Consider the following 25,557-nt stretch of genomic DNA (forward strand, 5'->3'; position numbering starts at 1 on the left):
TATCAGGGATAAGGTGTTTTGCAATGGCTAAGGGATACGCAGGTAGAATGCACAAGGTTTCAATCCCCTTTGTGTCTGTAATAAATATTTCCGTTTCAATCCTTATAAGGTGTTTTGCAACCTGCTGACCTTTGAAAGCTTTGCTGTATTTAGGTTTTAAGGTTCAGTTGCGCGGATGTGTACATAATAGCAAAGTTTTCAAGCTCTTATAAGAGTGAAAAGTCTTTAAAATGCTTATACCGCAAGGTGCGCGACAGTTATAATCGAATAGGGCTTTTGAGAGCATTTTTACCATCAGCCAAAAGTAGCGATCGCGTAAGTTCATAAGTGAGAAAAATTAAACTCCTGAGTTTGATATTAATTAGTTTGGCAATGGTGTTGTGGTTTAATTTGCGTTCCTCAACACCGTCAATATCGACTGTTGCATCTCCACCACTAAAAACTATCCGCTACTTCGAGCGCACTTTGCGCCAAAGCATAGCTCATATCCTGTTAATTCCAGCTAATAGCAAATTTTTGGTAACTCCTGCATTATCAGAGAAGGTAGCGACTGTAGAAGAATTTGCCCAGAAGTATCGAGCCGTAGCTATCTTGAACGCAGGCTTTTTTGACCCAGTTAACCAAAAGTCTACATCATATATTGTCGTACAAGGGAAGTTGGTAGCTGACCCCAAGCAAAACGATCGCCTAGTGAACAATCCCAACTTAAAATCTTACCTGGGTCAAATATTCAATCGCACAGAATTCCGCCGCTACTTATGTGGGCAAACCGTTCGCTATGATATTGCCCTACACAGCCAGTCACCACCAGCAGGTTGTAAGTTAGTCGATGCTGTAGGTGCAGGCCCACGGCTGTTACCAGAACTCACGTCAGTGCAAGAGGGCTTTGTGGATAATGCCAATAAACGAGATGCACTTGGCAGCAACCAACCCAACGCCAGAACTGCTGTGGGTATCACCCGTGATGGTAGCGTTGTTTTAGTTATGGTGGCTCAAAAATCCTCGGCTCCCGCTAACTCTGGGGTGTCATTGCCAGCATTAGCTGATTTTATGAAAACTCTTGGTGCCGATCAAGCGATGAATCTGGATGGAGGGAGTTCGTCTTCGCTGTATTACAAGGGCAAAACCTTTTACGGAAAGGTTGATTTGGAGGGAAATTCTATCAAGCGTCCGGTGAAGTCGGTTTTGCTGGTTCAGGAAAACTAATATTGGACAGACAGTATGATTGCAGAGATTGGGCTTTGTTTGAGCTACGCCTACCCAGTGGTAGATTTTTGCCATAGCACCAATCCCGCGAATCCGAATTGAGTCACAATGAGAATAGGCAATCATTGAAGGTGCTGTCATGCTTCGTCTACCTCAAACTATTCGGAACTTGTTCCTTCGTTTGGAAGGCTTGTTTGGTGTTTTATTCCAAACTATTTCTAATCTTGTGGGAAATTTTTTTGGTTTCTTTGCCAAGCTTTTCGGATTTACTAGCTCTGATTATTTCTTAGAATCTAATGAGGCGCAAGCCAAAAAACAAGCTTCAGCGAAACAGCCAATTGAAAAGGCTCAGGATAACACTGCTAAAATTTCCACCACTAACCGCCGTCGTCCTAATGCCAAAATTGACGACTATTACCTCAACATGGCTCGTGATGTGAAAAAGAACTAACAAAAGCCATCAAGGGGAGGGTGATTTTAGTAATGCCTAGACGCAAAGCGCCATCACACTCCCAATTTTTCCTCTCAGATTTTTATCGAAACAGAATTCAGTAGTCAGGAGCCAGAAAACAGATAAGAATTTTGAACGAAAAAGCGGATGAATCAGGGGGTTTAGACCCCCACTAAATCTTCTCTTTCAGAGACGCTGCGCGAACGATTTAGTGGCCTTCAATCAGTGGTGGGTCAATCTCCCACGCTCCTGAATTCTGACTCCTGAATTCTGACTCCTGAATTCTTCTTCAACAATTGCTGTCGCCTGCACTGGTGTAGTCTCAGGGCGCTTTTCTTTAAAAATCATTTTAAAAATCATCCAGCCACAATTAACGGATTTGGATGTGCGTAGACGTAGCCCACAGCAGACATCGCATCTTTAATAAAAATTAGATCCAGTTTGAGGCTGGACAAGAGCTAGAGAGATTTTTGAGATTGAATGTTTCCTTGATTTTTAACTTACCAAATCTACCAACGCGTTGCTCCGAAAACGGACTATAGATGAAACTGAGCAACCGCGATAATTCTCAGAAGTGAAGACTGATAGTGTGATATTAGCTTGACCAGGATCTAAAATGCGTTTTACCTTGCAGGTTTGCATTTTGTTGTTGCAGTAAGCAATAATGCGATCGCCAGCCTTGACATCCAACGCTTGAATTTTCAATTAATACCAACCTTGCCAGGAATTTGCTTAGTTAAAGGAAAAATATATTGCTATATTTTACTTGCTCAACAATAGCAATATTTTTTCAGTGTAACACAAAAATTAAGGTTATTAATATTATCAATTTCATCTTGATGATGTCAAGTTTATTTATGTATGCTCAAAACACTATTAAATGCTAGATTTTCAGAAAATAAGCCTAAAATCTCGAAAAACCTCACCCTGCTTCTGCTACGCAAAACCTGTCCCTCTCCTTACTAAGGAGAGGGAAAGATTTACCCTTGGGTAATCTTGGGTGAGGTTTTGGTCAGTGGGTTGTAGAGTCAATTTGGATCGGGTTTTCCGACTTGTGTGTACACCGTAGCCGGGTGAGTGAGAGGCATATGATTGCTTTTAGCTACATTTTTTCGACTAGAGATTTTTTATTCTGATGTTTTTGTTACAATTATTGAAATTTTTAGTTAAAAATACCACTATGGCTTTATATGCTGAATTACATAGACACCTGGGCGGCTCGGTCGTACCGCGAGTTTTATGGCGATATTTTGAGCGACATTCTTCAGAGTTAATTTCCCGATTTGCTGACTATTCAGAATTTGAAGATTTTTATACCCGCCCACGCAATACCCTAGATGAGTATCTAGAATTACACACCTTGGTAGAAAGTGTGCAAACTGTGGAGACTTTGCCTTACTTTATCTATCGCTTGGTGCGGGGTGCTTACATATTTGAAAATTTGGCTTATCTGGAACTGCGCTACACTCCCTATTTACGGACACCTGAGCATCTGAATCAATCACAGAGAATTGACAAGATGGCAGAAATTGTGCAAGTAGTCGGACTTGCTAGCCACCAGCCAGAATATCCGATTGTTAGTAGCCAAATTCTCTGTATGCACACGCGCCTACCATATCAGGTGAACAAGGCGATTGTTGATTTGGCGGCGCAAAATAAGCAGTATGTCTGTGCAGTAGATGTAGCGGGGGGTGATAGCTATTACGCCGATCGCATGGAAGAATGGATCAGCCTATATGATTATGCGCGATCGCTGGGCATTAAGACCACGGGACATCTATATGAAACCACCGCCGGTTGTTATCCAGAACTTTTACCCTATTTAATGCGGATTGGTCACGGCATTCAAATTCCCCTACTGTATCCAGAGTTACTTAATGATGTGGCTAAACGCGGACAATGTTTAGAGGTTTGTCCGACAACTTACCTAAAAACTGGTACTTTGCAAGATATACGTCAACTCAAATTAGTTTTTGATCGTTGTTTTGATGCTGGGGTAGATATCGCTATTTGTACTGATAATGCTGGATTGCATAATGTGCGTCTACCGTTTGAGTATGAAAATCTTCTGACTTACAACATAATTAGTTTTGAACAACTACAAGCTTGTCAAGATGCCGCTTTCCGTCATGCTTTTGCTTGGCCTTACAGTCAACCTCCCGCATCCCTGTTAAACGGTTTGCTGAAACCTGAACCACCGAAAGTTTTGGCAACAAGGGATAGTAATTAACGACCACCTAGAGAGAAGTAGAAAGTAAGAGGATTTAATGTTAATTAATGTTGCAATCAGTGATTTTTTTTGATGGCGTAGAGAAAGTTCTAATGCACAATAGATATCTTGAAAAAATCAATGTTTGAGTAATTAAACCACAGATGCACGCAGATAATTCATCGGTGTTTATCTGTGGTTCCTTTTTCACTGAAATTTATGGCATCTACTATTCAAGCTCTACCGACAGAAGTTGTATATCTGATTACAGCTGGAGAGGTCATCGACTCTTTAGCTTCTGTGGTGCGGGAATTGGTAGAAAATTCCCTAGACGCAGGTGCAACGCGAATTGTGGTTTCTCTATGGCCACAGCAATGGCGAATTCGTGTGGCAGATAATGGTTGTGGAATGAACCTAGATGATTTGCAACAAGCAGCCACAGCCCACAGCACCAGTAAAATTCGCTCTAGTGACGATTTATGGAAAATAAACAGTTTAGGGTTTCGTGGTGAGGCGTTGCACAGTTTGACGACTCTGGCAGATTTGGAAATTTTGAGTCGTCCTGTGGGTGGAAAATTAGGATGGCGGATTAGCTATGGCGATGGCGGAGAAGTTGTAAAAGTTGAAGTAACTGCGATCGCACCTGGTACAGTGGTTACAGTTTCGCATCTTTTCGGTAATTGCTCATCTCGTCGTCAGGGATTACCCACAGCAGCACAGCAAATGAAAGCCGTGCAAGCCACAATTCAACAAATTGCCCTATGTCATCCCCATGTCACCTGGCAGATTTGGCAAAATGACCGTCAATGGTTCACCATCTGTCCCGCCGCCACAACTGGGCAGCTGCTACCGCAGATTTTACCGCAAGTGCGACAAGGTGACTTGCAAGAAGTGAAACTCGAAATACCCAACCCGCTAAATTCCTATACAGAAGACGCGATGAATCGCGTCTCTACTCCAGACTCTTGTACAGACGCGATTCATCGCGTCTCTCCCCACTCAGCACTCACTTTAGTGGTAGGATTACCCGATCGCACTCATCGTCATCGTCCAGATTGGGTGCGTGTAGCTATTAACGGACGGATGGTTAAGACGCCGGAACTAGAGCAAACGATATTATCAGCATTTCATAGAACATTACCACGCGATCGCTATCCAATTTGTTTCTTACATCTTGCCATTTCCCCCGATCAAATTAACTGGAATCGCAATCCGGCAAAAACAGAAATTTACCTGAACGAAATCATTTATTGGCAAGAGCAAATTACCCAAGCAATTAACCAAGCACTCAGCATCTCTTCTACCAATCTCAAAGAAGCTGTTCACACAACACGAGTTAGTAAATTACTCAAAACCGCAGAAGCCAAAGGCGGCTACAATTTCAATCCTCAAAATCCCAAGCCTTGTACAGACGCGATTAATCGCGTCTCTCCTAATTCCTTAAAAGCTGTCGCTCAAGTTAGCAATACCTATATTGTGGCGGAACATTCAGGTGGTATGTGGTTAGTGGAACAGCACATCGCCCATGAGCGAGTTTTGTATGAGCAATTATGTGATGATTGGCAACTAGTTTCCGTGGAACCGCCAATCATTCTTTATCAATTGTCGCCAGCGCAAGTATTACAACTGCAACGCATCGGTTTAGAAATAGAACCCTTTGGCGAACAACTTTGGGCAGTCCGTAACATCCCCGCACCTTTGCAGCAGCGAGACGATTGTGCAGAAGCAATTTTAGAACTTAGTTGGGGAGGCGACTTACAAACAGCCCAAGTAGCTGTCGCCTGTCGCAGTGCCATTCGTAATGGTACACCCATGAACCAGCAAGAAATGCAGACACTTTTAGATGATTGGCAAGGCACTCGCAATCCCCGTACCTGTCCCCACGGACGTCCAATATATCTATCCTTAGAAGAATCAGCTTTAGCCCGGTTTTTCCGGCGTAATTGGGTAATTGGTAAAAGTCATGGAATTTAACTAAGTTTAGGGGTTTAAGTCCCCTGCTTTAAAAGCTGTCGGTTGCCAATTTATTTGTCCGCGTTGACAAATTAATGTCCATATTGACAGATAAATGTCCGCGTTAACAAATTAGTGTCCATTAGACAGTCTGGATAAGGCATATCAAAAATGAACTGCTATGGTCACAATACCAGTTTAACAATGCATGACTTATTAACTAAGGATGTCGGCGCAAATAAACTGTACTTATCAACGAAAGTGCGTCTCCAACCAGAGAGGGTCGTCATTTGTGATTTCTCAATGGTAAGGGTTTGGAGCATATTTACTTTTTGTAATATAGTTATGTTTTTTATCGCAAGTCAATTGAGTAGACTTTCATTCTAACCCTTCATGCACTACTATGAGTCTCCCTAATTTAACTGTGATCTTCTGTATCTTATAGGTGGAAGAAAATTGACAATATTTTGATTTTGTTACAGATATCTTCAGGTAAATAGACCATATGGTAGGGGCGCAAGACCTTACACCCCCTACGAGGATTTGTGGTTCAAAGAAATGAAAATTGCTGTAAGTTGACAAGTTTTTGTCCCATTAGTCCAAGAATTCCATGACTTTTACCAATCTTTCAACCCACCTATTTTTAAGAGAAGTTTGTAAAACTCTCCCCAAAAAAATTGTCAATTTTCAGAGTTTTCTTTCAGCCCATCGCTAGCTAGGAATGCTTTTCAAACGTAAAAAAGTATTATCGTGCAAAGTCTCATTTTTCCTGATTTTAAACCATCTTTGACTGAGAAGGGTGTTGAAATACTTCTGATTGCTTTTGTTTTTTGTGTGTCCACTCCTTTTAACCCGCCTCTAGTTGGGAGGGGTGTTGAAACTCGCATCTCTGGTACAAGAGGGAAAGATTGAGCATCTTTCAACCCGCCTCTAGTTGGGAGGGGTGTTGAAACTCGTAGCTTATTCTCAATTATCGGGGTTTTGATTTTCTTTCAACCCGCCTCTAGTTGGGAGGGGTGTTGAAACTGCCAAAGGGTTTTATCATGCCGATACCAGAAACTTTCAACCCGCCTCTAGTTGGGAGGGGTGTTGAAACTCAGTGGTTCATGGATTAAGTTTGCTCCCTGCGGACTTTCAACCCGCCTCTAGTTGGGAGGGGTGTTGAAACGAAGTAGAGTTGCTTCATTTGTCCTTCTAGCAAATATCTTTCAACCCGCCTCTAGTTGGGAGGGGTGTTGAAACTCAACTATTCAGGATTTTTACTATGCAAGAATATCTCTTTCAACCCGCCTCTAGTTGGGAGGGGTGTTGAAACTCTGCGCTTCAAACCCTTGATTTACCAATAGTTATGAAGGCATTTTTGTCACGTCTCCCAAAAACGCCCGTCAGTTAACACTTAAAAGAGTAAATCAACTGACACGTTAAAGGCTATAAACCTCACTAAACAAGCGATTTAAACTTTTGGCAGAACCCCAGAGAAATTGACCCCGCTTTGATTCGCCAAAAAATAATTAAGGTGGGTTCCTCCTTGGTCGGAGGTGATTCAGTAGCCACCACTGCGGTAAACCCGCACCTCTATTACTGGGGGCGCACCTTATTCCTGTCCGCAAGGGACAGCAGCATCAAGGTGGGCAGCTACCAGGGTCAGAAAGCAAGACTGTTTAACAACAGTCAAACTAACCCAAATTTACACAGCACAGAGGCTTATAACAAGCATGAACTGCGGCGCTGTTGAATTTTCTTATTTTATTATCAAGGTTCGGTGTTTTGTCAATCAGTTTATTTTGCGAGAATGGTAAGCTGCGATCGCTAATTCTTTCGCTTTCTCTTGTGGACTACCTCGAATTGGCTGTTTTGACTCCTCTATCACAATTCCAGCTTTAACAGCTGACGAGTGAACATTTGCCATCAATCTGCCGTAACTCCATTGATGAACACTAACTCGGTACTGTTTGGCATACTTTTTTTGAACTTCTATTAAGTCTGATTTTTGTTCAGCTTTGGCTTGAACCTCACTTTGAACTTGTTCTCGCATATTGTCCAAGTTAGGTAGAACAATACTTCCAGCAGAGTATGTTTGGGCGATCGCAATAATCTCTTTCGCTAGTAATCTGTCTATATATTCCCCTAACTCCGATTCTCCAAAATGATTTGGTGCAGCAAGCGTTTGAGCTATTTGGCGTTGGTGGGATAAGGAATGCTTTTGCTCTCGCTGTCGATTTACCAGTTTGTAATTATCACCCAGTAGTTGTTTGATGCTGCGATAGGTAATTACTTGACCTGTAGTGCCGTCTACTACCGCTAGCGTTGCAGGCTTTTCTAAGCCGAGGCTAATACCAACAAGAATATGAGATTGTCCTTTATATAAAGGTTTCGTGGGGCGAGGAAAAGGGTTATTAATTGTGTCTAAAGTAGAGTTTTGCCGTTTTATATGGGCTTGCTGTTCTTCATTAAGCTTGCCTTTGGCTTTTGTATTGGTGATAATTTTAGCGATTTTTTCGGCTTTTTTTTCCCTTACTTGATTGGTTCCTTCAATCGTCCATAGGCGGGTATCTACAGAACAGTAGAGGGTTACACGATTAACATTCCAAGGATCGCCTTTGCCTTCCTCTTCTTGCCAAACAATATGCCCACTACGCAGAGTGAACAGGCTACTAGAGTGCTGGTTTTTGCTATTTTTCTTAATTTGTTGATCTTCTAGGAAGCGTTGAAACCAGTGAAGGTGGCGAGAATCACAATAGACTTGAAAACTATGCTCACTCAAACCGTTGAATTTTACACAGATACGCCCAAACTGGTTTTTAAACCAAGTCATGTCTTCGTTGCTTTCGTAAGCTACCGGGAAAGGTACTTTGCTAGATTGCCTTAAAAGGCTGTCTTGCCAAGATTTCGCCTCGGCTTCATTTGTTGGAACGTTATGAGTGGCAACAACAATAGTTTCTAACCATTTGGTAGCGGTTAAATCTCGACCTTTGGGAACTCGTGTTTCTAGCTGTTCTCTGATGCGTTCAATCTGAATTTCAAGTTTACGGCGACGTTGAGCAAATTTTTTAGCGTCTTCCTCTTTCTCGTTGATTTTGCAACCATTTTTGAGTAAATAGCTGATGGCGCAACGAGTCAAGTTATCTTCTGTCTTGGGATAGGACTCAAATAAGTTCTTTGATAAACTCTTGCTGTCTGAACTTTGAGCTTTTTTGCGCTTTTTAGCTTTTTTTACATTCGTTGATGGAGTTTCAGAAGTATTGAGGGAAGCAAATTGAGCCAAAATTTCAGCAGCTTTAGCGCGAAGACTATCTAAGCTGACACCACTACTTTCTACCAATTCAACATCACTGTTGAGCATTTCCAACCAGCGAATTTTGCCTTCTAGTTGAAACTGCGATCGCTTCATCAGTGCCAACCAAGATTTGTAGATGTAATTGACTGTGGCGATCGCACTCGTATAAAACCGTCCAGGCTGACCAATAAAGCGAGGGTCAGTTTTCAAAGGTTCGCAGAGTTCTTTGACAACACTAGTGGGGTGTTTGCCCTTTTGTCGCCAAGTTTCAAACTCTGGGTGTTGACTTACCTGATGCAATAGTTCATTAATCAGTGGCGTATTTAGCTCTGCCATCAACTTCCATAGTTGCTGGCGTGATGATTCTGAGGCTACAAGACGACACTGAATAGTGATTTGGCTCATCGCTTTAAAACAATATTGTCTAATACTAACATAATTGTATTAAACAAGTCTTCTGTAAAATAAATTGTATGCAGGAGACATTTTTTACAAGCAAGGAAGCGGCTGAAATCACAGGCTGCACCCTTCGTCAGCTACAGTATTGGCGAGAGAGAGGGGTGATTGTTCCTATAATCAGTGATACGGGGACAGGACGTAGTATTTATTACTCAAAGTCTAATTTGCTGGAACTGGCTGCAATGTCATATTGGCTATCTGTGGGGTTGAGTTTTGACATAGCCAGCACCACGCTCAAAAAGCTGAAAGACCAAGAGCCGGAGTTATTTACTTCAGGCAAAGGTAAGCGGTTTATGTTGTTGTCCCAAGCGCAGGAGCGTTCGCCCTCCGGGTTCGGCAGTCCCCCATCGACGGGAACCGCCAAGACGGGGGCTGCCTCACTTGAGCTTGTGGAGTTTGACAGAAAAAAAGCGATCGCATCTCTAGAACAAGGTCAACCTGTGATTCCTGTGTGGTTAGATATCATTTATCAACAATTAGCCGAGAAACTGGGAAAATAGGGATTCTCTTTCATAAGATAGAAGCGATGTCTTCTCTACGAGAGGCTTTGCCAACGACGAGCTTCGCTAACGCAGGAGTTAAGTATAGTGCCGCGTGGAACAAGGAAAAACAGTAAAAAGCAAGCAGAGGAAAACGGTTCTGGAGATTTACCACTTCTACAGTTAGCGAACCAAGCTGATGAGCGTTTGGACATTCCCGCAATGGAACAATGGCTGTGGGATGCTGCTTGTAAGATACGCGGTTCGACGGATGCACCAAAATTCAAGGATTTTATTCTGCCGCTAATTTTCTACAAACGGCTGTCTGATGTGTTTGATGATGAGTATGAAAAGTGCGCCGAGAAGTTTGGGGGTGGAGACTTAGCCCGTGCTTTCATTGAAGCAGATCACAAAGATGCAATTAAAAATAACCGTCAGCCGATTGTGCGTTACTATGTCCCCCATGAATACCGTTGGGATGCGATTCGCTTTCATCCTAAAGATGGCTTAGGAGAATTTATCACAACGGCGATGCGGGAGGTGGTAAATCGCAATCCTGGGTTATCGGGAACGCTGACGCTAAAAGATTATAACGAGAAGCAAAGCGATCAGCGCGTTTTGGATGATGACCGTTTAAAGGAGTTAATTGAAGTCATCAGTCGGCATCGCTTGGGGTTAAAGAATACCAATGCAGATGTTTTAGGGGAAGCGTATGAGTATCTGCTGCGGAAGTTTGCCGAAGGACAGGGGGATAGTGCGGGGGAGTTTCTGACACCATCAGAGGTGGGTTGGTTGATTGCGGAAATTATTGACCCTGAACCCTACACGAAGATTTATGATCCCACTTGTGGATCGGGAAGGTTGTTGACTAAGCCGCGTCTGGTGTTCAACCGCAAACATCCAGGGGAGGAGAGTAAAGCACCTCGCTTATTTGGGCAAGAGTTGAACCCGACAACTTTTGCGATCGCTAAAATGAATATGTTTTTGCAAGATTTTACTGATACACAAATTAAGATTGGCGATACATTCAGGCAACCTAAATTTACGGTTGATAAGAAGGTGATGCGCTTTGATTATGTGGTTGCTAATCCGATGTGGAATCAGAATAACTACGGCGCAGATGCTTATGAAGAAGATTCTTTTGAACGGTTTAAGGACGGAATTGCATCCAAATCTTCAGCAGATTGGGGATGGGTGCAGCATATTTGGGCATCGCTGAAAGATAACGGACGGGCGGCGGTTGTTTTGGATACAGGTGCAGTATCGCGCGGTTCCGGGAGTCAGAACAAAAATCAAGAAAGAGACATTCGCAAGGAGTTTGTGGAAAGGGACAGAGTTGAAGGGGTGATTTTACTACCTGAAAATTTGTTTTATAACACGACTGCACCAGGGGTGGTAATTTTGTTAAATCGCCTGAAACCTCTGAATCGTAAGGGCGAGTTTTTGCTGATTAATGCTGCTGATTATTTTGTAAAAGGCGATCCAAAGAATATTTTCACAAAGGAAGGGATTAAGGCGGTTGGTGAGGTTTATTGCAATTGGGAAACGCGGGAGAAGCTGAGTAAAGTTGTTAAGTTAGAAGAATTGAGGGAAGCAGATTATAATCTTAGCCCGTCGCAGTTTGTGGATGTTAGCGACAAAGTTGTGCATCGTTCCATTGAAGATATTTTGACAGATTTGGCGGTAGCAAGACAAGAGAGGGAATGGGCGGATAAGGATTTAGCTGAGGTGCTTGCTAATTTGAGACTTTAGATTTTAGATTGATTTTGTCAGGAGGATAGGATAATGACTCAAGCAATTGATAAGGAACAAATAGTGATTGATGAATTTAAAAAGTTATCTCCTGAGAAGCAGGAGGAGGTAATTGATTTTATTCAGTTTTTGCAGTTTAAGGAGATGCAAAAGGAAGAAAAAATTGAGGACAAAGAGGAGGAAAAACAAGTTTCATTTTTAGAAGCTGCTAAGGAGTTTATTGGATGTATTGATGGAGGCCCCGGAGATTTGGCGACTAATAAAAAGTATTTAGAAGGGTTCGGTAGGTAGTGAAGCAAAATATCATTATTGATACTGGCCCTTTAGTTGCTTTAATTAATAATCGGGAACAATATCATAGTTGGGCTACTAAAGAAGTTGCTAATTTAGCTTATCCTTTTTTTACTTGTGAAGCAGTAATTAGTGAAGCGTGTTTTATATTGCGAGATTTTTATGGGGGTGAAGATGCGGTTATGTCTTTACTAGATACTGGCTTAATTCAAATTTCGTTTCGTCTCAGTGATGAAATAGGAACGGTTAGAGAGTTGCTGAAGCGATATCAGAATGTGCCGATGTCTTTAGCTGATGCGTGTTTGGTAAGAATGAGTGAGTTGATTAGTGGTAGTAGTGTATTAACTCTAGATAGTGATTTTCGGGTTTATCGTAAGAATAAAAATGAAATGATGGATTTAATTATTGCTGATGGAATATGAGAGGGGTAGGGATGAGTGAGATTCAATTACCACCTCATTGGAAAGTTGTAAAGTTAGGGGAATATTGCGAAAAGCCGGAGTATGGTTATACAGCCAGTGCAACTGAAAAAGATAGTGGGTATAAATTTTTAAGAATTACTGATATTCAGGATGGTACAGTGCAATGGAATAATGTGCCATACTGTGAAATTGATAAAACCAAGATTGATAAATATATATTAATTTTAGGCGACATAGTAGTTGCTCGGATCGGAGCAACTACCGGAAAATCATTTTTGATAGATGATTGCCCTGAAGCTGTATTTGCTTCTTATTTAATTCGGATTAGAACAAAGCATGAGTTACTCCCTAGCTTTTTAAATTTTTATTTTGAAACTGAAACATATTGGCAGCAGATAGATGCAAATAAAGGAGGAAAACTAAAAGGCGGTGTAAATATTCCAATTATTAAAAATCTTCTTGTACCGCTTCCCCCACTTCCTGAACAAAAAACGATCGCTCATACTCTGCGAACCATCCAGAAAGCCAAAGAAACCCGTCAGCGAGAGTTAGACCTGGAACGGGAACGCAAAGCTGCACTGATGCAGTATCTCTTTACTAATGGTACTGGTAATGAACCCCGCAAGCAGACAGATATAGGCAAGATTCCTGAAAGTTGGCAAGTTGTGAAGTTGGGTGAGATTTGTAGTATTTCTACAGGTACTACACCATCTACTAACAAACCAGAATATTACATAGGTAATATTCCATTTATCAAGACAGCGCAAATAGTAAATAACAGAATTTATGAATCTGATACTTATATAAGTGAGCAGGCATTACTAAACTATAATCTAAAGATTTATCCTCCTAAAACCGTATTCATGGCAATGTACGGTCAGGGGAAAACCAGAGGACAAGTAGCTTTGTTAGAAATCGGTGCCGCAACTACACAAAATACAGCAGCAATTATACCAAATTACAAAATAGATTCAGAATTTCTCTGGCAATATTTAATGAATCAATATGAGAAGTTAAGAGAAGCGGCTCATCAAGGGCAAATTTCACACCTTAATCTTGGTTTGCTTAAACAGTATAAAATTGCCTTCCCTTCTCCTGAAGAACAGATATATATTACAGACATTTTGAAAAACTGCGATCGCAAAATTTCCTCCCTAGAAAAAGAAATCACCCTTATCGACGAACTCTTTCACGCCATGCTAGAACAACTGATGACAGGTAAAATTTCCACCCAACCCGTAACCGAGACTTACGTATGAGCGAAACTTCCGCCGTGCAAAGACCGATGCTGAAATACGCCTATCAAATAGGCTGGGAATACCTAACTTCAAAAGAAGCATTACAACGGCGGGAAGGGAAGGGAGAGGAGAAGCTCAAAGAACGCTACTTTGCCGATGTTCTTCGCAGCCAACTAATTAAACTAAATCCTGGCGTAGTCACCTCTAACAACATAGATGAAATTCTTCGCCGCTTGCGAAACATTGACAACACCATCGAAGGCAACCGCGAAGCTTTAAACTGGTTGCAAGGCAAACAATCTATTTTTGTCGCCCAAGAAGAAAACCGCGACAGAAACATTACCCTTATCGACTTTAACAACCCAGAAAATAACATCTTCCAAGTCACAGATGAATGGTCGCAAAAAGGCGCAAAATTTCCTAACCGCGCTGATATTATTTTTCTAATTAACGGTATTCCCGTTGCCATTGCTGAAACCAAAGCAGAAAATAAAACTGATGGTTTAGCACTAGGCATTGACCAAATTCGCCGCTACCACAACCAAACCCCCGAATTGCTAGCCTTTCCCCAAGTTTTTGAAGTCACAGAACTCTGGAATTTCTGGTATGGCTTAACCTGGAATACCAACCGCAAAAACTTGTTTGAATGGAAACTGAACTCTCCCCTAACCCCTCCCCTACAAGGGGACGGGAACAACAATATTACTCCCCCTTCCCTGCCTTCGGCACGCTATGCGAAGGCAGGGAAGGGGGTCGGGGGGTTAGGTTCCATTATCCAAGAAGGCGACTATGAAGAGAAAATCAAAACCTTCTTCGACCATCAACGCTTTTTAGAGATTCTTAGATATTACGTTGTTTTCCTCGAACGCGATGACGGCTTAACCAAAGTAATTTTACGCCAACACCAGACGCGTGCAGTCAAAAAAGTCCTGCAACGTATCCAAGACCCGAATAAAAAACGCGGACTAGTTTGGCATACCCAAGGCAGTGGTAAAACCCTCACGATGATTACAATTGCCGCCCAACTCCGCAATATTAGCGGCGATAATACTGTAATCTTGATTGTTGACCGCAACGAACTAGAAAACCAACTAGACAAAAACCTCAAAGCATACAGCATCAAAAGTTATGAAGTCGCAACCAGTAAAGCAGACTTAGAAAAACTAATCCAAGATGATTATCGCGGGTTAATCGTCGCCATGATTCACAAATTCGACAAGATGAAGGTAGAAAATAAGCGTTCTACGATTACCGTCTTAGTTGATGAGGCACACCGTAGCACAGGCGGTAATTTCGGCATATATTTGATGGCTGCCCTCCCCAACGCCACATTTATCGGTTTCACAGGTACACCTGTCAGTAAAGCAGCTAAAGGACAAAGTACCTTTCAAACCTTCGGCGAACCTACTGACCCAAAATACAGCCTAGATTCCTATTCAACCGCCGACTCAGTACGAGATGGCACAACCCTGAAGCTAAATTATGCCCTTGCTAAATCAGAGTTTCGCGTTCCCCAAGAAATTTTAGAAAAAGAATTTCTCCAACTCAAAGCCGCAGAAGATATTAACGACATAGAAGAACTTGATGGCATTCTCGATCGCGCAGTTAAATTAAAAGAGTTTCTCAAAAGTGAAGATAGAGTAGATAAAGTAGCTAAATTTGTCGCCGAACATTTCCGCGACTACGTTGAACCAATGGGCTTTAAAGCTTTTATGGTTGGTGTAGATCGGGAAGCTTGTAGGCTTTATAAACAAGCCTTAGACAAATATCTCCCTGCTGAATACTCAACAGTCGTCTATTCCCGGACTACAGCCGAAGGACTGCGCGAGTACAACCTGACTGATGCCGAAGAGAAAGAAGTCCGCAAAGCCTTTATTAAAAAATCCGTCGTTTCTGCCAGAATATCGTTACCGGATGCAGTAATCGACTTTATCGAATCTCGCCCGAAAGATTTTAACTACACCACCAAAGCCCTAAGTTTTACGGGTTATTGTTCTGCTGAAGATGCCCAAAATTTAGAAAGCCTTTGCGGTGGCGATGCTGATGCTGTGACCAAAATTCGCCAACTTTACGAAGACTACCGCAAAGCATTGCCGAAAATTCTCATCGTCACCGAGAAACTATTGACGGGGTTTGATGCGCCGATACTTTACTGTATGTATCTCGACAAACCGATGCGGGATCACGTTCTCTTACAGGGAATCGCCCGTGTGAACCGCCCTTATGAAGACGCAGAAGGTTTAGTTAAGCCTTACGGCTTTGTTCTAGATTTTATCGGTATCTTTGGCGACAAACTAGAGCAAGCCCTTGCCTTTGAGTCAGGAGAAGTTAACGACATCATCCAAAATGTTGATGTGATCAAAAACCTCCTGCAAACCATGATGGAAAATACTGCACCTGAGTATTTACCCCTAGCTAAGGGATGGGACGACAAAGCAAAAGAACGGGCTGCGGCGCACTTTGCAGACAAAGATTTGCGGGAGAAATTCTTTAAATTTGTCCGCCAATTACAATCAATTTACGAAATCCTCTCTCCTGATCCTGACTTGCGCCCCTTCATGGAAAATTATCAAGCTATTGTCAGGCTTTACGGAACGATACGCGCTGCTTACAATACCAGTCCTTACATTGATATTGAACTCACCGCCAAAACCAAAGAACTGGTACGCCGCAACGTCACAATCGGCGAGTTGGAAATGCCAGGGACAATCCACGAACTCAATGCCCAACAATTAGAACAATTCCGCCAAAATAGCACGACGGATACTGTAAAAGTTCTAAACTTGAGTAAGGCACTGTTTAGAGATGTACACGAGCAAAGTCAGCGATCGCCTTTTTTGATTTCCATTGGCGAACGTGCAGAAACTGTCCGCGCCAGCTTTGAAAACCGCCAAATAGAGGCGCAAGAAGCTTTAGCTAAACTAGATCAAATTGCCAATGAATGCATAGAGGCAGAGTCAGAACGGCAACGGCTCAAGGTTGATGAAAACACCTTTGCCATTTACACTGTCATCAAGCAAGCAGTTGCTCTCATTGATATCAACCAAGCCGAAACCATCAACGCCATTTATGGTAACTTCCCTGATTACTGGTGGGATGCACGTCAGGAAATTGATTTAAGAACCGAACTTTACGCTACTATTTATCCTATTACAAGCTCAGTTGAGCAAACCATTGAAGTTACCAACAACCTGCTGAAACTCAAACGAGTCGAATCATGAACACGACTCCTTTACCAGAAAAACTCGAAGCCGCAACGCAATGGAAAGACGCGCAAGCACTTAAGAGCGCTGTGGGAGAATGGAGCGATCGCATTAAAGTCCAAGTCAAACAAATTCAACTCCGTCCGATGAAGCGCAAGTGGGCATCCATTTCTACTACAGGACGTTTAACGCTGAATACTGAACTGCTAGATTTACCAAAAGAATTGGGTGAGTTTGCGATCGTTCACGAACTTGTGCATCTCCTCGTTCCCAACCACGGTAAGCTATTTAAGTGCTTTATGTCTGCTTATTTGCCTGATTGGGAAGAAAGGGAGAAGCGATTGCAGGGCTTTGTGGGATAATGCGGGAAACTGCCTTTAAAGGTCTTATATGGTTATGGTTTTGATACGGACAATAACCTTAAAGTCTTGTAGACTAAGATTATAGATACTAAATTTTAGTTATAAGCCTTAACTGGTTTCTAAATAAATGAAAAATGAGATTCCTTAACCCACCCATCACCGAAGCCATTCTTGATATAACAGTCAATCTTCATGATAATTTTAATCATGAAGAACTTTTGAAGTTTCATGAAAGTATTAAAGACTCTTTTCCAAATATTCAAAAGAGAATGGCACTTGAAGGAGGTTTTGAATTTAACTTAGAGAATCCGAATGAAATCAATTCTCAATTGTTTTCAGTATCTAATAAGCCTGAAGGATATATTTTTATTTCTTCTGACCAAAAAAGAAGTATTCAAGCTAAACTAAATGGCTTTACATTCAGTAGGTTGAAGCCCTATGAAAGTTGGGAAAGCTTTTATGGAGAGGCATATCAATTATGGGAAAAGTATGCTCAAATTACATCTCCTACAGAAGTCGTCCGTCTTGCTCTACGGTATGTAAACCAAATTATGATACCTGCCACAGGAACTATAGAGCTAAAAGATTACGTAAAAACATTACCAGAGATATCAAGTAATTTATCAGTCGTAATGGAAAGCTATTTTATGCAAATAGTTGTAGCTCATTCAGATTATCAACCATCAAGAGCAATTATTAATCAAACAATTGGTCAAATAAGCGAAAATGAAAAAGGAGAGAAAGTATATCCTTTAATATTTGATATTGATGTATTTCAACAAGTTAATCTTGACCCTGATGATGATTTAATAAAAAATATATTTGAAGTCAATTTGCGAACTTTTCGAGACGAGATATTTTTTAAGAGTATTACAGAAAAAACACAGGAACTTTTCAGATGAGTACATTACTTGCTCCAACTAACGGCCAATTTTCAAGTCATATTTCTAGTAGGGGTACTAGTACCCAACACTATGAAATAGTCCATAAAGTTCGAGAAGCTCAAGTACACAGGCTCGAAACTATAGCATGGAAGTATAATGCATCCTTATATTTATTCTCAAATTTAGATATTTCTGAGTTTGAGAATAGAGTAGAAGAAATTCGAGATGAACTCTTGGAAGGTCATCTTGCACTTTCCAAAGGAGATGTAAATATTCTTAAGCAACTAGTTGGACATTTAAGTGTTTTCCAACTTCTAGCTGTGGCAAGGCTTTTGAGTCCTCTTTTAGAAAATGAAGTCTATTCTCAGGATGCAGCTTCCATAATCAGTGTGCTTCTACAGCATCCAGCAGACGAAGTGAGATATGCTGCTTTAGAAGCAATTAGTTTTGCTCTAGGTGAAGTTCCTATTGCTGAAGAAATACTTGCAGAAGCCAAGAATTTGCTTAAAAATGAAGAAAGTACATTTGTACGTGAATTTTTGGAGTCACTATAGCAATCCTATTTGATGTAGCAATCTTATTTGAGATCCGAACAGAGCGTACACTGATGCAGCTTAGAAAAATCAAATTCTTGGTGATTAATAAAGAACTTCAGGTTAGTATAAATGTATCATTAGGTTTTATGTAATTTAGGATTGCTATATAAGGTGTGAGTGAATTACGTTACTACAGAAGTGTGAAAAGCCTTGCAACGTGGAAAGCAGGTAAGCAGCAAAAGGCAATTCCATCTCCAGAACACGCGAATCGATACCTAAGAGATATTAAGGAGGGAAAAGGTTTTCCCTCCTTATGGCTACCTTCATGTTCTGAAGACTTAGAGAAAATTTCTTTAGGAATCCTGTTGAGAAAAGGACATCTCGATACCATAAACTTACTTGGCTTTAATGAATGCTGCTTTAGTAATGTGGGAATTGAGGTGAGTAAAGTAGAAGATACTAATTTCCCTATACCTACAGTAGGCCACTTGCATTATGAATTGTGTACCACAGATGATCTTGAGCTAACAGCAGCAATAGAATTATTTCTTAAATGTAATGGTGACTTTGCAGATTTTGTTAAGTCAGATCCTAATAAAAACAATATGCGGAAAGTAGCTGCAAAGTATATGAATGAAGTCAGCAAGCAATATCAGCACAAAGTTCAAGAGTGGGCTAAATAATACTTACAATGAGAGTTTAGCCATAATAGTGGAGTAAATGTTTTAAGGTGTCGCATATTTAATTCGCACTTTATTAACCGTTAGGAAAATCGTCAATTCCTCTTTCGAGCTTCCAATTCCCCATCTCCCCACAACTCCAAGAGTGCAACTTGTAAGCGCAACAGCTTAGTCTTGGTGAGGTTTCTAATTACTTGCCATCTCCGCAAAAAGCATAAAACATTACTGACAGCACGCATTAACCTACAGCGCCAGAACCTGTAGTTCGCCTTTTCCCTAGTATGCAAAACCAAATTGTGGCTCTTTTTCGTCGGCGCAATGATGCAGAGGCTCATTTACAAATTCTGCACCGACTGATCTCAAGCGTGACTTTCACAATTATTTTCAATCCGGCATTGGGGCAGCAAGACTACAAAGTGTAGTTAAACTGTTTTCTGAGACTTTGCCATCTCTACAAATGTTAAAAAACAACGTTGGCAATGACCATCAATCCACAACGCTGGAATCTTAAATCTTGCCCCACAGTTTGGACATTCTGAAAGCAAGCTTAACTTGTGGCGATCGCATTCTAAGTAAACATTAATTTACAGTCCCAAGCCGCTTCATCGAAGGGACAGCCTATCTTCTGTAAACACAATACGCGATCGGCTCACTTCCCCTTACCAGGCGGCGAAATTGTTCCATCCGCCTGCGCTTGTTTAATAGCTCGTTTCAGAATTAACACTGCCATTTGCGACAAAGAACGCTCCTCTGCATCCGCCAGTTGTTGCAGAGCTTCTTTGTCTTCTTCTTCCATGTAAATACTCAATGTTACTTTTCCCATGTGACTATTATCAGCTTCTCTATGTGTTTTTATATTAAATCACTAAAAACAAACAAGTTTAAATAGAAACACATAAATTTTATGTATAATTACTGATAAGTCAAAAGCCAGCGCGCAACTTTCTCAGGGCTGACGCACTGGCTTCTGGCTCCTTCTCACAGGAGACATATTCCATGTTAAGACCTGTTTGCCACAAAACAGATGAACACAGAAGATATCTACAAGCTTTAGATGACTTTGGTATTGCTGAACTATTGGCGAAACTCAACAACTATTGTGAACAGCAAGAACAACAAACTTTAGCAGCGTTGTTGATTTCCCAATTAACTCAGAGTCTTGATGCTGAACTAGTTGCTAGTTATTTGAGTGCAATGGCGCTCAATCGCCAGGATCTATTCCCAAGAATAATTAACCAGAAATTTTCTGCTAGTTCTGTTGATTTACCCGACGACTTTCCTAGTACAGCAAAGACACCCCGCTTTTTGTATGGCGACAAATTGCGTTGGATTGGTTCTGACACCGATTGGGGAACTGCGATCGGCAGATTTTATAGCTTTGCTCCCCATCTTTGCTGCTGGACTTGGTGCTACCTGATTTGGTTGAGCAAAGATAGCCCCAGTGCCGCTTGGACATCTGCCGATATTGCTTGGGAACAAGATTTAGAACCAGTGGAAGGGTCGCTGCTATGACTAATCCGCGTCCTTTACAGGTAAGAGAGCAAAATTTGATTGATCTATACAGCCATTGTCAATTAGGCATGACACCCAAGAATTTTTATGCCAAATGGGATGTTAATCATGAGGCGATCGCTCGGATTTGCTCTCGTTCACTTTCAACTGTCCGGCGTTGGTTTTCCAAGGGTCGCAATTACCGCAGTCCCATGCCCAGTGATCTACGCCATCTTGCCCTGATGGACTTCCTGCTAGAGCACTTCGAGGAAATTCCCGAAGAATGTCTGAATATACTCTGTTCTCTCACAGGGCATAAGTAGGAATCGAAAAGTTGACGGTGAGCGAAGTCGAACCGTCAACCAATTGCAATGTCAGGATGACATTTTTTTACCAGCCACTCTCACAGTAGGGTGGCTTTAGTTTTGAGAATGTTTAAGTCACTTTTGTCTATTATTCGACTGCAATTTACCAGCTAATCATAAGTATGATCAGGAGGTTTTTATGACCTACATTGAAAAGTTAAATCCTTGGTGTATAGTCCGCCATTTTCCTAGTATGCAACATCAAATAGTTGCTCGTTTTCGTCGCCGCAGTGACGCAGAGGCTCATTCACAAGCTCTACACCGACTCATACCAAGTGCAACTTTCACAATCATTTTCAATCCAGCAGTCGAGCAACCAGAGCAAATTACCCCATGATTCTGTCATTCTGGAAGTCAACTTAACTTGTAGCGAATTCTCTTGTTTGTTGAAACATACGATATCCCCCCTTGCTCCTTTTTTTCCATGAAAGCAAGGGGGGATGATTTGTAGCTAATATTTGAAAAGTACTACTATGTTTGCACAAACTCCGTCATCGATAAGACTTTTGATACTTTACCATATCGGCAAAACTCAGAAAACACCGCTGACACCAACCATCCACCCACACTGCTGGAATCTTAAATCTTGCCCCACAGTTTGGACATTCTGACAACAAAATTAATTGGTGGCGATCGCACCCCTGTATGACCTTGAACTGCCATTCAATCTTGTGACAAGGTGACTCAACATAACAAGCAGCACATAACCGAATCGGCTCAAGCTTCATCCCCACCCCAGCAGGCGGTAACATCTGCGCTAGCCTATCAGCATCAACCTCCACAACCTTAGCCAATGCCTCTAATTGCTGGCGAGACGGTGGGGGATTAAACCGAAATTTTTCCCAACGTGCGATCGCACCCCCAAGCCCTGTGGCTTTACCTAACCCAGTAGGCGTTAAATCATTTGCCCGTCGAAAACGCCCTAAAAAGTGACTCAAACTTTCTCCCTGTAAAGGTTCTATTTGAAACAGCCAAGGTTGAATTTCTACAACTTCCATTACTTGTACTCCGCCGCAATTTCCTTCAGCGTCTCTAAATCAACTTTCTGTAATCCTTTCTTTAACGCCCGAATTGCTGATTCTCTCAAAATCATATCTAGCAAACCAATATAACCCCCCGTTGCCTCACCTAAAGTTTTTAGCATCGTCTTGCTGGAAAGATTAGAAGCAAGTGGCAGTTTTAAAACTTGCTTTTCCCAAATCTCCACAGTTCGCTTAAAATCTTCACCAGAAAACTTCCCAAACCGATGACAGGCACGAAAACGGTTATAAACTTGCTCATCTCGCTTGATTACAGCGTCTAATCTGTCAGTACCCACCAAAATCACTGCAATTTCCAACTTGTCAAAAATATCTCGCACTTCAGCAAAAGTTTTGGGTTTCAAGCGGTCAGCTTCATCAATGATCAGCATTTCCACTCCACACCCCTTGAGAACTCGCAGCGTTCTGTCTCTAATCTCTGCTACCGTTCCCTTTGTCATCTGATACTTTAAATGCTCAATAATTGCTGCAAATAACTCCTTAGCACTGCACTCTTGAGGTATTTGGATATAAGCAACAGGCACAGTTGGCGGTTTTCCCGCTTCTTGTTTGGGCTTATGCCTAAGTCGGTACGCATCACAGCCCATTGTTTTACCCGTTCTTGACTCTCCCAAAACACGACCAGATTGTTTTGATTGCCGCTTCCCGTCTAACCAATCATGGAGAATTTGCACTTGTTCCAGGGGAATAAAACTCTTCCGGTTCAATCGTTGAATTTCTGTTTGTAATTTTTCATCATTTACCGGAATGTCACCCAACTGTTGAGCAACTGCTTGAGCTTGTTTTGAAGTCATTTTCTACCACCCGTAATCTTCGCGCATTTGTTCGTAATCAAAGACTTCCGGCATCTGGTATTCTGCCTCACTGTCAACAGATGCCACTTCAATTTCTTCTTCTAGTTCAACTGTTAATGGTTGTTTAGCCTTTTGAACTATTGTCTGTTCTGCCTTTTGGCGTTCCTTTTTAGTTTTCTTTTGAGGAACGAAGGTTTCGCGATCGCGCACTTCTGCCAACATTGAGCGATTACTAATCATCTTCCCTGCCTGCCGAATCTTGCGACTACTAGCTTTAGCCTCATCCAGAGATAATTGCTCAGTCTCCAAATCCTGAGCAAATGCCCTGGCTAGAAACTCTTCTTTATTAGCCTTCTGGCGGTAAACCAACACAGTTGTAATGTCTTTAGGGTCATAACGCAGTACAACGGTTTCACCTGCATAACCTGCCAAGTTTTCTCCTCGGTAACTCAGATTTTCAAATTGCAGATACCCACCTCTGTAAATTGAGCGTCGAGTTTGCTTCATCAGGCAGATACGTAATTCTTCTTCTGAAATTACATCAGGAGAAGCAATTAACCCTGCTTCCCAACGTTGATAACGAGTTTGATCACCTAATCGGGCATCAATACGTTGGTTGTATTTGTCCACGATGTAGCGCACCAGCAGACGTTCTAATTCCCTCAAAGTAAGACAAGCTTCTTTTTCAGCTTGCTCTGGACGCTCCTGTACATTTGACCCTGTATATCCTGGGAAAGTGGAAAATAAATCGGTGTTAAAAGTGCCAAAAGGACGCTCAACAATACCACCTTCACTTGGGCGATCGCGTAAATGACAAACAAATCCCAATTGCACACCTATCTGTTGCAAATGGTTTGAGCGAAAATCTTTACCAGCATCGGTATAAAAATGTTCTGGTTTTCCGTAGGTTCCCCATTCTTCATGGAGTCCATATTCTGACCCATACTGCTTTGGCAAAATTGCATGGCGCAGTGCTAATGCTACTATCTGAGAACTCGGATCATCAAAGCCTAAGTTTATCCCCATGATGCAACGGGAGTAAGTATCGACAACTGTTGTCAGCCAAGGACGACCCAAAAGTTCACCATGCTGATCTACCAGCAATAGGTCTACACGAGTATGGTCACACTGCCAAACATGGTTGCTATATTCTACTGATAAGTCTTTGCCGTCGCGGGTTTTAACTGATAATCGAGAACCATGCCAACCTCGACTTCTAACACCTGCTTTTTGTTCTTGCTGCTCAATAATCGGTTGTAGAACTCGATACACAGTCCTATAGCTGGGATATTTTTTTTGTCCTAATTCAGCCGCCCTTGCCTGTACTCTGATTGCCACTTGTTGGGGAGTAATTCGCTTACTACCTTTATTGCCTTCCTTATAAGTTTTGATGATGAACTGTTGCCAATCACTGTCTATTCGATGTTTGCCTTTGTCAGCCCGTGCCGTAGTTTGAAGTGCAGCTAAACCTGACTCTTCCCATTTTTTTACCAGTCGCCGTACCGTTCGCACAGACTTGCCTAGTTTGGCTGCGACCTCCCTTTGCCTTTCTCCATAAGTGATGCGATCGCATGGTTCTAGTAATTGCTGAATCATATCCAGCAAATGCCTATCATCTGCTGAGAGTTCCGTCACAATCTCATCCTTTTCTGCCTCTTGATCGCTATTGGTATAATTGTCTAGCATTTTTACATAATTGTTTAATAGAAACATAGTTGTATTGTACTATTTAAGGGACATTTATTTTGTCAATTTTTATAAAAATGTAGGCTCACAGCGTTTTTTAAGAAAGGACAGATATTTTGTCAAAATTCCAAAAGAGGACAGGTATTTTGGCAATAAGCCTCTAGTAGCCTATTTTCAGCCTAAAATAGTAAAACCCTTACTTGATAAGGGTTTTAAACTAAATATTTTTGAAGACATTAATTTGTCAAGTGGTCATTTAATTTGGCAACCGACAAAAAGCCAGCCCGTTTTGGGTCGGGGTCTCTCTTACAAAGTTGCACAAGAGGGGAGACCCCAAGACCGCAATGCAGCGCTGTCTTGAGAAATCGCTCCTCTTGGGGCTTTGCCCAAGACCGCGTTTCTCGCACTTCTCCCCGCTCCCTTAACTTACTTGCGACTGCGAAAGAGCGACTTGCGACTTGTTTTAATGTTTTCGGTGAGACATTACAATAGGTGTAAAAATGGAACCCACAACTAAAAAACAGCACTAAATACAACATGGGGCAGGTAGTAGATGCCATAGCACATATTTATCGTCTTAGACAATGGTTAGGTGAAGGAACTGATATAGTCAGATGGTGGAAAATGCCAACAGGTAAATGTTAGTTTCTTCAAAGCATTACAGGTGAAACAATAGATAAAAATCGGTTCTTCAGTACTTATTATGCTAAATTATTAGTTACAAATCCAAAACGATATTAAAAATTGTATTAAAAGATTCCTAAAAGCATTGCAATCAT

At 41.6% G+C, this 25,557-nt stretch carries 24 protein-coding genes and 1 CRISPR repeat array; of the genes, 17 read left to right on the forward strand and 7 right to left on the reverse strand.

Annotated features, from left to right (window positions below; genetic code table 11):
• Window positions 1-327: 327 nt before the first annotated feature.
• Entirely contained in the window at window positions 328-1,206 is an 879-nt protein-coding gene (locus V7K27_RS13525) for a phosphodiester glycosidase family protein (protein ID WP_334947912.1), read from the forward strand.
• 139 nt (window positions 1,207-1,345) lie between these two features.
• Complete coding sequence (locus V7K27_RS13530; RefSeq protein WP_334947914.1) at window positions 1,346-1,657, forward strand: threonine dehydratase; 312 nt, start codon at window positions 1,346-1,348, stop codon at window positions 1,655-1,657.
• Between the two features lie 222 nt (window positions 1,658-1,879).
• On the opposite strand, the gene V7K27_RS13535 is transcribed toward V7K27_RS13530, so the two are convergent.
• Window positions 1,880-2,005, reverse strand: coding sequence for a hypothetical protein (locus V7K27_RS13535; protein ID WP_334947916.1), 126 nt, complete (start codon window positions 2,003-2,005; stop codon window positions 1,880-1,882).
• Window positions 2,006-2,152: 147 nt separating this feature from the next.
• Window positions 2,153-2,362 carry a hypothetical protein gene (locus V7K27_RS13540; protein ID WP_292834571.1) on the reverse strand — a complete coding sequence of 70 codons (210 nt, stop codon included), beginning with the start codon at window positions 2,360-2,362 and terminating at the stop codon, window positions 2,153-2,155.
• 475 nt (window positions 2,363-2,837) lie between these two features.
• On the opposite strand from V7K27_RS13540, the gene V7K27_RS13545 reads away from it, so the two are divergent.
• A complete protein-coding gene (locus tag V7K27_RS13545; RefSeq protein ID WP_334947918.1) occupies window positions 2,838-3,887 on the forward strand; it encodes an adenosine deaminase in 1,050 nt (349 codons plus the stop codon).
• A gap of 198 nt (window positions 3,888-4,085) precedes the next feature.
• Window positions 4,086-5,840, forward strand: coding sequence for a DNA mismatch repair endonuclease MutL (mutL, locus tag V7K27_RS13550; protein ID WP_334947920.1), 1,755 nt, complete (start codon window positions 4,086-4,088; stop codon window positions 5,838-5,840).
• A gap of 823 nt (window positions 5,841-6,663) precedes the next feature.
• Window positions 6,664-7,134: a CRISPR direct-repeat array (repeat unit 37 nt; unit sequence CTTTCAACCCGCCTCTAGTTGGGAGGGGTGTTGAAAC).
• Window positions 7,135-7,593: 459 nt separating this feature from the next.
• Here mutL and cas12k read toward each other — a convergent pair.
• Entirely contained in the window at window positions 7,594-9,501 is a 1,908-nt protein-coding gene (gene cas12k / locus V7K27_RS13555) for a type V CRISPR-associated protein Cas12k (RefSeq protein ID WP_334947922.1), read from the reverse strand.
• 68 nt (window positions 9,502-9,569) lie between these two features.
• On the opposite strand from cas12k, the gene V7K27_RS13560 reads away from it, so the two are divergent.
• The 10 genes from V7K27_RS13560 to V7K27_RS13605 all read left to right on the forward strand — a co-directional run bounded on the left by V7K27_RS13560 (window position 9,570) and on the right by V7K27_RS13605 (window position 19,405).
• Entirely contained in the window at window positions 9,570-10,055 is a 486-nt protein-coding gene (locus V7K27_RS13560) for a MerR family transcriptional regulator (protein WP_334947924.1), read from the forward strand.
• A gap of 87 nt (window positions 10,056-10,142) precedes the next feature.
• Window positions 10,143-11,786, forward strand: a complete 1,644-nt coding sequence (locus tag V7K27_RS13565) for a type I restriction-modification system subunit M (RefSeq protein WP_334947926.1) — start codon at window positions 10,143-10,145, stop codon at window positions 11,784-11,786.
• Between the two features lie 33 nt (window positions 11,787-11,819).
• The gene (locus tag V7K27_RS13570; RefSeq protein WP_334947928.1) at window positions 11,820-12,077 is read left to right on the forward strand and encodes a hypothetical protein; all 258 of its coding nucleotides are present in this window, start codon (window positions 11,820-11,822) and stop codon (window positions 12,075-12,077) included.
• Window positions 12,077-12,499 carry a type II toxin-antitoxin system VapC family toxin gene (locus V7K27_RS13575; protein WP_334947930.1) on the forward strand — a complete coding sequence of 141 codons (423 nt, stop codon included), beginning with the start codon at window positions 12,077-12,079 and terminating at the stop codon, window positions 12,497-12,499. The genes V7K27_RS13570 and V7K27_RS13575 overlap by 1 nt, the downstream gene beginning before the upstream one ends.
• 11 nt (window positions 12,500-12,510) lie before the next feature.
• Window positions 12,511-13,758, forward strand: coding sequence for a restriction endonuclease subunit S (locus tag V7K27_RS13580; RefSeq protein ID WP_334947932.1), 1,248 nt, complete (start codon window positions 12,511-12,513; stop codon window positions 13,756-13,758).
• Window positions 13,755-16,958: a type I restriction endonuclease subunit R gene (locus tag V7K27_RS13585; protein WP_334947934.1), complete on the forward strand. Its 3,204-nt coding sequence runs from the start codon at window positions 13,755-13,757 to the stop codon at window positions 16,956-16,958. Before V7K27_RS13580 ends, V7K27_RS13585 begins: the two co-directional genes overlap by 4 nt.
• On the forward strand, window positions 16,955-17,302 hold the full coding sequence (locus tag V7K27_RS13590) for a M48 metallopeptidase family protein (RefSeq protein ID WP_334947936.1): 348 nt from the start codon (window positions 16,955-16,957) through the stop codon (window positions 17,300-17,302). The genes V7K27_RS13585 and V7K27_RS13590 overlap by 4 nt, the downstream gene beginning before the upstream one ends.
• 134 nt (window positions 17,303-17,436) lie before the next feature.
• Window positions 17,437-18,204, forward strand: coding sequence for a TIGR04255 family protein (locus V7K27_RS13595; RefSeq protein WP_334947938.1), 768 nt, complete (start codon window positions 17,437-17,439; stop codon window positions 18,202-18,204).
• Window positions 18,201-18,740 (forward strand): hypothetical protein, encoded by a 540-nt coding sequence (locus V7K27_RS13600; protein ID WP_334947940.1) that lies wholly within the window; start codon window positions 18,201-18,203, stop codon window positions 18,738-18,740. Before V7K27_RS13595 ends, V7K27_RS13600 begins: the two co-directional genes overlap by 4 nt.
• Window positions 18,741-18,895: 155 nt before the next feature.
• The gene (locus V7K27_RS13605) at window positions 18,896-19,405 is read left to right on the forward strand and encodes a hypothetical protein (protein WP_334947942.1); all 510 of its coding nucleotides are present in this window, start codon (window positions 18,896-18,898) and stop codon (window positions 19,403-19,405) included.
• Between the two features lie 646 nt (window positions 19,406-20,051).
• On the opposite strand, the gene V7K27_RS13610 is transcribed toward V7K27_RS13605, so the two are convergent.
• Window positions 20,052-20,225, reverse strand: coding sequence for a ribbon-helix-helix domain-containing protein (locus V7K27_RS13610; RefSeq protein ID WP_118170726.1), 174 nt, complete (start codon window positions 20,223-20,225; stop codon window positions 20,052-20,054).
• Window positions 20,226-20,398: 173 nt separating this feature from the next.
• Here V7K27_RS13610 and V7K27_RS13615 point away from each other — a divergent pair, with 173 nt between their 5' ends.
• The 3 genes from V7K27_RS13615 to V7K27_RS13625 all read left to right on the forward strand — a co-directional run bounded on the left by V7K27_RS13615 (window position 20,399) and on the right by V7K27_RS13625 (window position 21,595).
• Window positions 20,399-20,914 carry a hypothetical protein gene (locus V7K27_RS13615; RefSeq protein ID WP_334947944.1) on the forward strand — a complete coding sequence of 172 codons (516 nt, stop codon included), beginning with the start codon at window positions 20,399-20,401 and terminating at the stop codon, window positions 20,912-20,914.
• Entirely contained in the window at window positions 20,911-21,216 is a 306-nt protein-coding gene (locus tag V7K27_RS13620; RefSeq protein WP_334947946.1) for a helix-turn-helix domain-containing protein, read from the forward strand. The genes V7K27_RS13615 and V7K27_RS13620 overlap by 4 nt, the downstream gene beginning before the upstream one ends.
• A gap of 181 nt (window positions 21,217-21,397) precedes the next feature.
• The gene (locus V7K27_RS13625; RefSeq protein WP_118170740.1) at window positions 21,398-21,595 is read left to right on the forward strand and encodes a hypothetical protein; all 198 of its coding nucleotides are present in this window, start codon (window positions 21,398-21,400) and stop codon (window positions 21,593-21,595) included.
• Between the two features lie 154 nt (window positions 21,596-21,749).
• Here the strand turns inward: V7K27_RS13625 and V7K27_RS13630 are convergent, their stop codons facing one another.
• Genes V7K27_RS13630 through V7K27_RS13640 form a run of 3 tightly spaced genes read right to left on the reverse strand, consistent with a single transcriptional unit; the run spans window position 21,750 to window position 24,778 of the window.
• The gene (locus V7K27_RS13630) at window positions 21,750-22,256 is read right to left on the reverse strand and encodes a TniQ family protein (protein ID WP_334947948.1); all 507 of its coding nucleotides are present in this window, start codon (window positions 22,254-22,256) and stop codon (window positions 21,750-21,752) included.
• Window positions 22,256-23,092 carry a TniB family NTP-binding protein gene (locus V7K27_RS13635; RefSeq protein ID WP_334947950.1) on the reverse strand — a complete coding sequence of 279 codons (837 nt, stop codon included), beginning with the start codon at window positions 23,090-23,092 and terminating at the stop codon, window positions 22,256-22,258. The genes V7K27_RS13630 and V7K27_RS13635 overlap by 1 nt, the downstream gene beginning before the upstream one ends.
• A 3-nt stretch (window positions 23,093-23,095) precedes the next feature.
• Complete coding sequence (locus V7K27_RS13640) at window positions 23,096-24,778, reverse strand: Mu transposase C-terminal domain-containing protein (RefSeq protein WP_334947952.1); 1,683 nt, start codon at window positions 24,776-24,778, stop codon at window positions 23,096-23,098.
• Window positions 24,779-25,557: the final 779 nt, after the last annotated feature.

Origin of the sequence: Nostoc sp. (genome assembly GCF_036919575.1) — a bacterium.
GTDB lineage: Bacteria > Cyanobacteriota > Cyanobacteriia > Cyanobacteriales > Nostocaceae > Nostoc.

Bases quoted from the DNA above. Each gene is read 5' to 3' on its own strand.
- V7K27_RS13560 (WP_334947924.1), top strand. From the start codon at position 9,570: ATGCAGGAGACATTTTTTACAAGCAAGGAAGCGGCTGAAATCACAGGC.
- V7K27_RS13620 (WP_334947946.1), top strand. From the start codon at position 20,911: ATGACTAATCCGCGTCCTTTACAGGTAAGAGAGCAAAATTTGATTGAT.
- V7K27_RS13530 (WP_334947914.1), top strand. From the start codon at position 1,346: ATGCTTCGTCTACCTCAAACTATTCGGAACTTGTTCCTTCGTTTGGAA.
- V7K27_RS13600 (WP_334947940.1), top strand. From the start codon at position 18,201: ATGAGTACATTACTTGCTCCAACTAACGGCCAATTTTCAAGTCATATT.
- V7K27_RS13570 (WP_334947928.1), top strand. From the start codon at position 11,820: ATGACTCAAGCAATTGATAAGGAACAAATAGTGATTGATGAATTTAAA.
- V7K27_RS13610 (WP_118170726.1), bottom strand. From the start codon at position 20,225: ATGGGAAAAGTAACATTGAGTATTTACATGGAAGAAGAAGACAAAGAA.
- cas12k (WP_334947922.1), bottom strand. From the start codon at position 9,501: ATGAGCCAAATCACTATTCAGTGTCGTCTTGTAGCCTCAGAATCATCA.
- V7K27_RS13590 (WP_334947936.1), top strand. From the start codon at position 16,955: ATGAACACGACTCCTTTACCAGAAAAACTCGAAGCCGCAACGCAATGG.
- V7K27_RS13595 (WP_334947938.1), top strand. From the start codon at position 17,437: ATGAGATTCCTTAACCCACCCATCACCGAAGCCATTCTTGATATAACA.
- V7K27_RS13640 (WP_334947952.1), bottom strand. From the start codon at position 24,778: ATGCTAGACAATTATACCAATAGCGATCAAGAGGCAGAAAAGGATGAG.
- V7K27_RS13535 (WP_334947916.1), bottom strand. From the start codon at position 2,005: ATGATTTTTAAAGAAAAGCGCCCTGAGACTACACCAGTGCAGGCGACA.
- V7K27_RS13630 (WP_334947948.1), bottom strand. From the start codon at position 22,256: ATGGAAGTTGTAGAAATTCAACCTTGGCTGTTTCAAATAGAACCTTTA.
- V7K27_RS13585 (WP_334947934.1), top strand. From the start codon at position 13,755: ATGAGCGAAACTTCCGCCGTGCAAAGACCGATGCTGAAATACGCCTAT.
- V7K27_RS13615 (WP_334947944.1), top strand. From the start codon at position 20,399: ATGTTAAGACCTGTTTGCCACAAAACAGATGAACACAGAAGATATCTA.
- V7K27_RS13635 (WP_334947950.1), bottom strand. From the start codon at position 23,092: ATGACTTCAAAACAAGCTCAAGCAGTTGCTCAACAGTTGGGTGACATT.
- V7K27_RS13625 (WP_118170740.1), top strand. From the start codon at position 21,398: ATGACCTACATTGAAAAGTTAAATCCTTGGTGTATAGTCCGCCATTTT.
- V7K27_RS13580 (WP_334947932.1), top strand. From the start codon at position 12,511: ATGAGTGAGATTCAATTACCACCTCATTGGAAAGTTGTAAAGTTAGGG.
- mutL (WP_334947920.1), top strand. From the start codon at position 4,086: ATGGCATCTACTATTCAAGCTCTACCGACAGAAGTTGTATATCTGATT.
- V7K27_RS13545 (WP_334947918.1), top strand. From the start codon at position 2,838: ATGGCTTTATATGCTGAATTACATAGACACCTGGGCGGCTCGGTCGTA.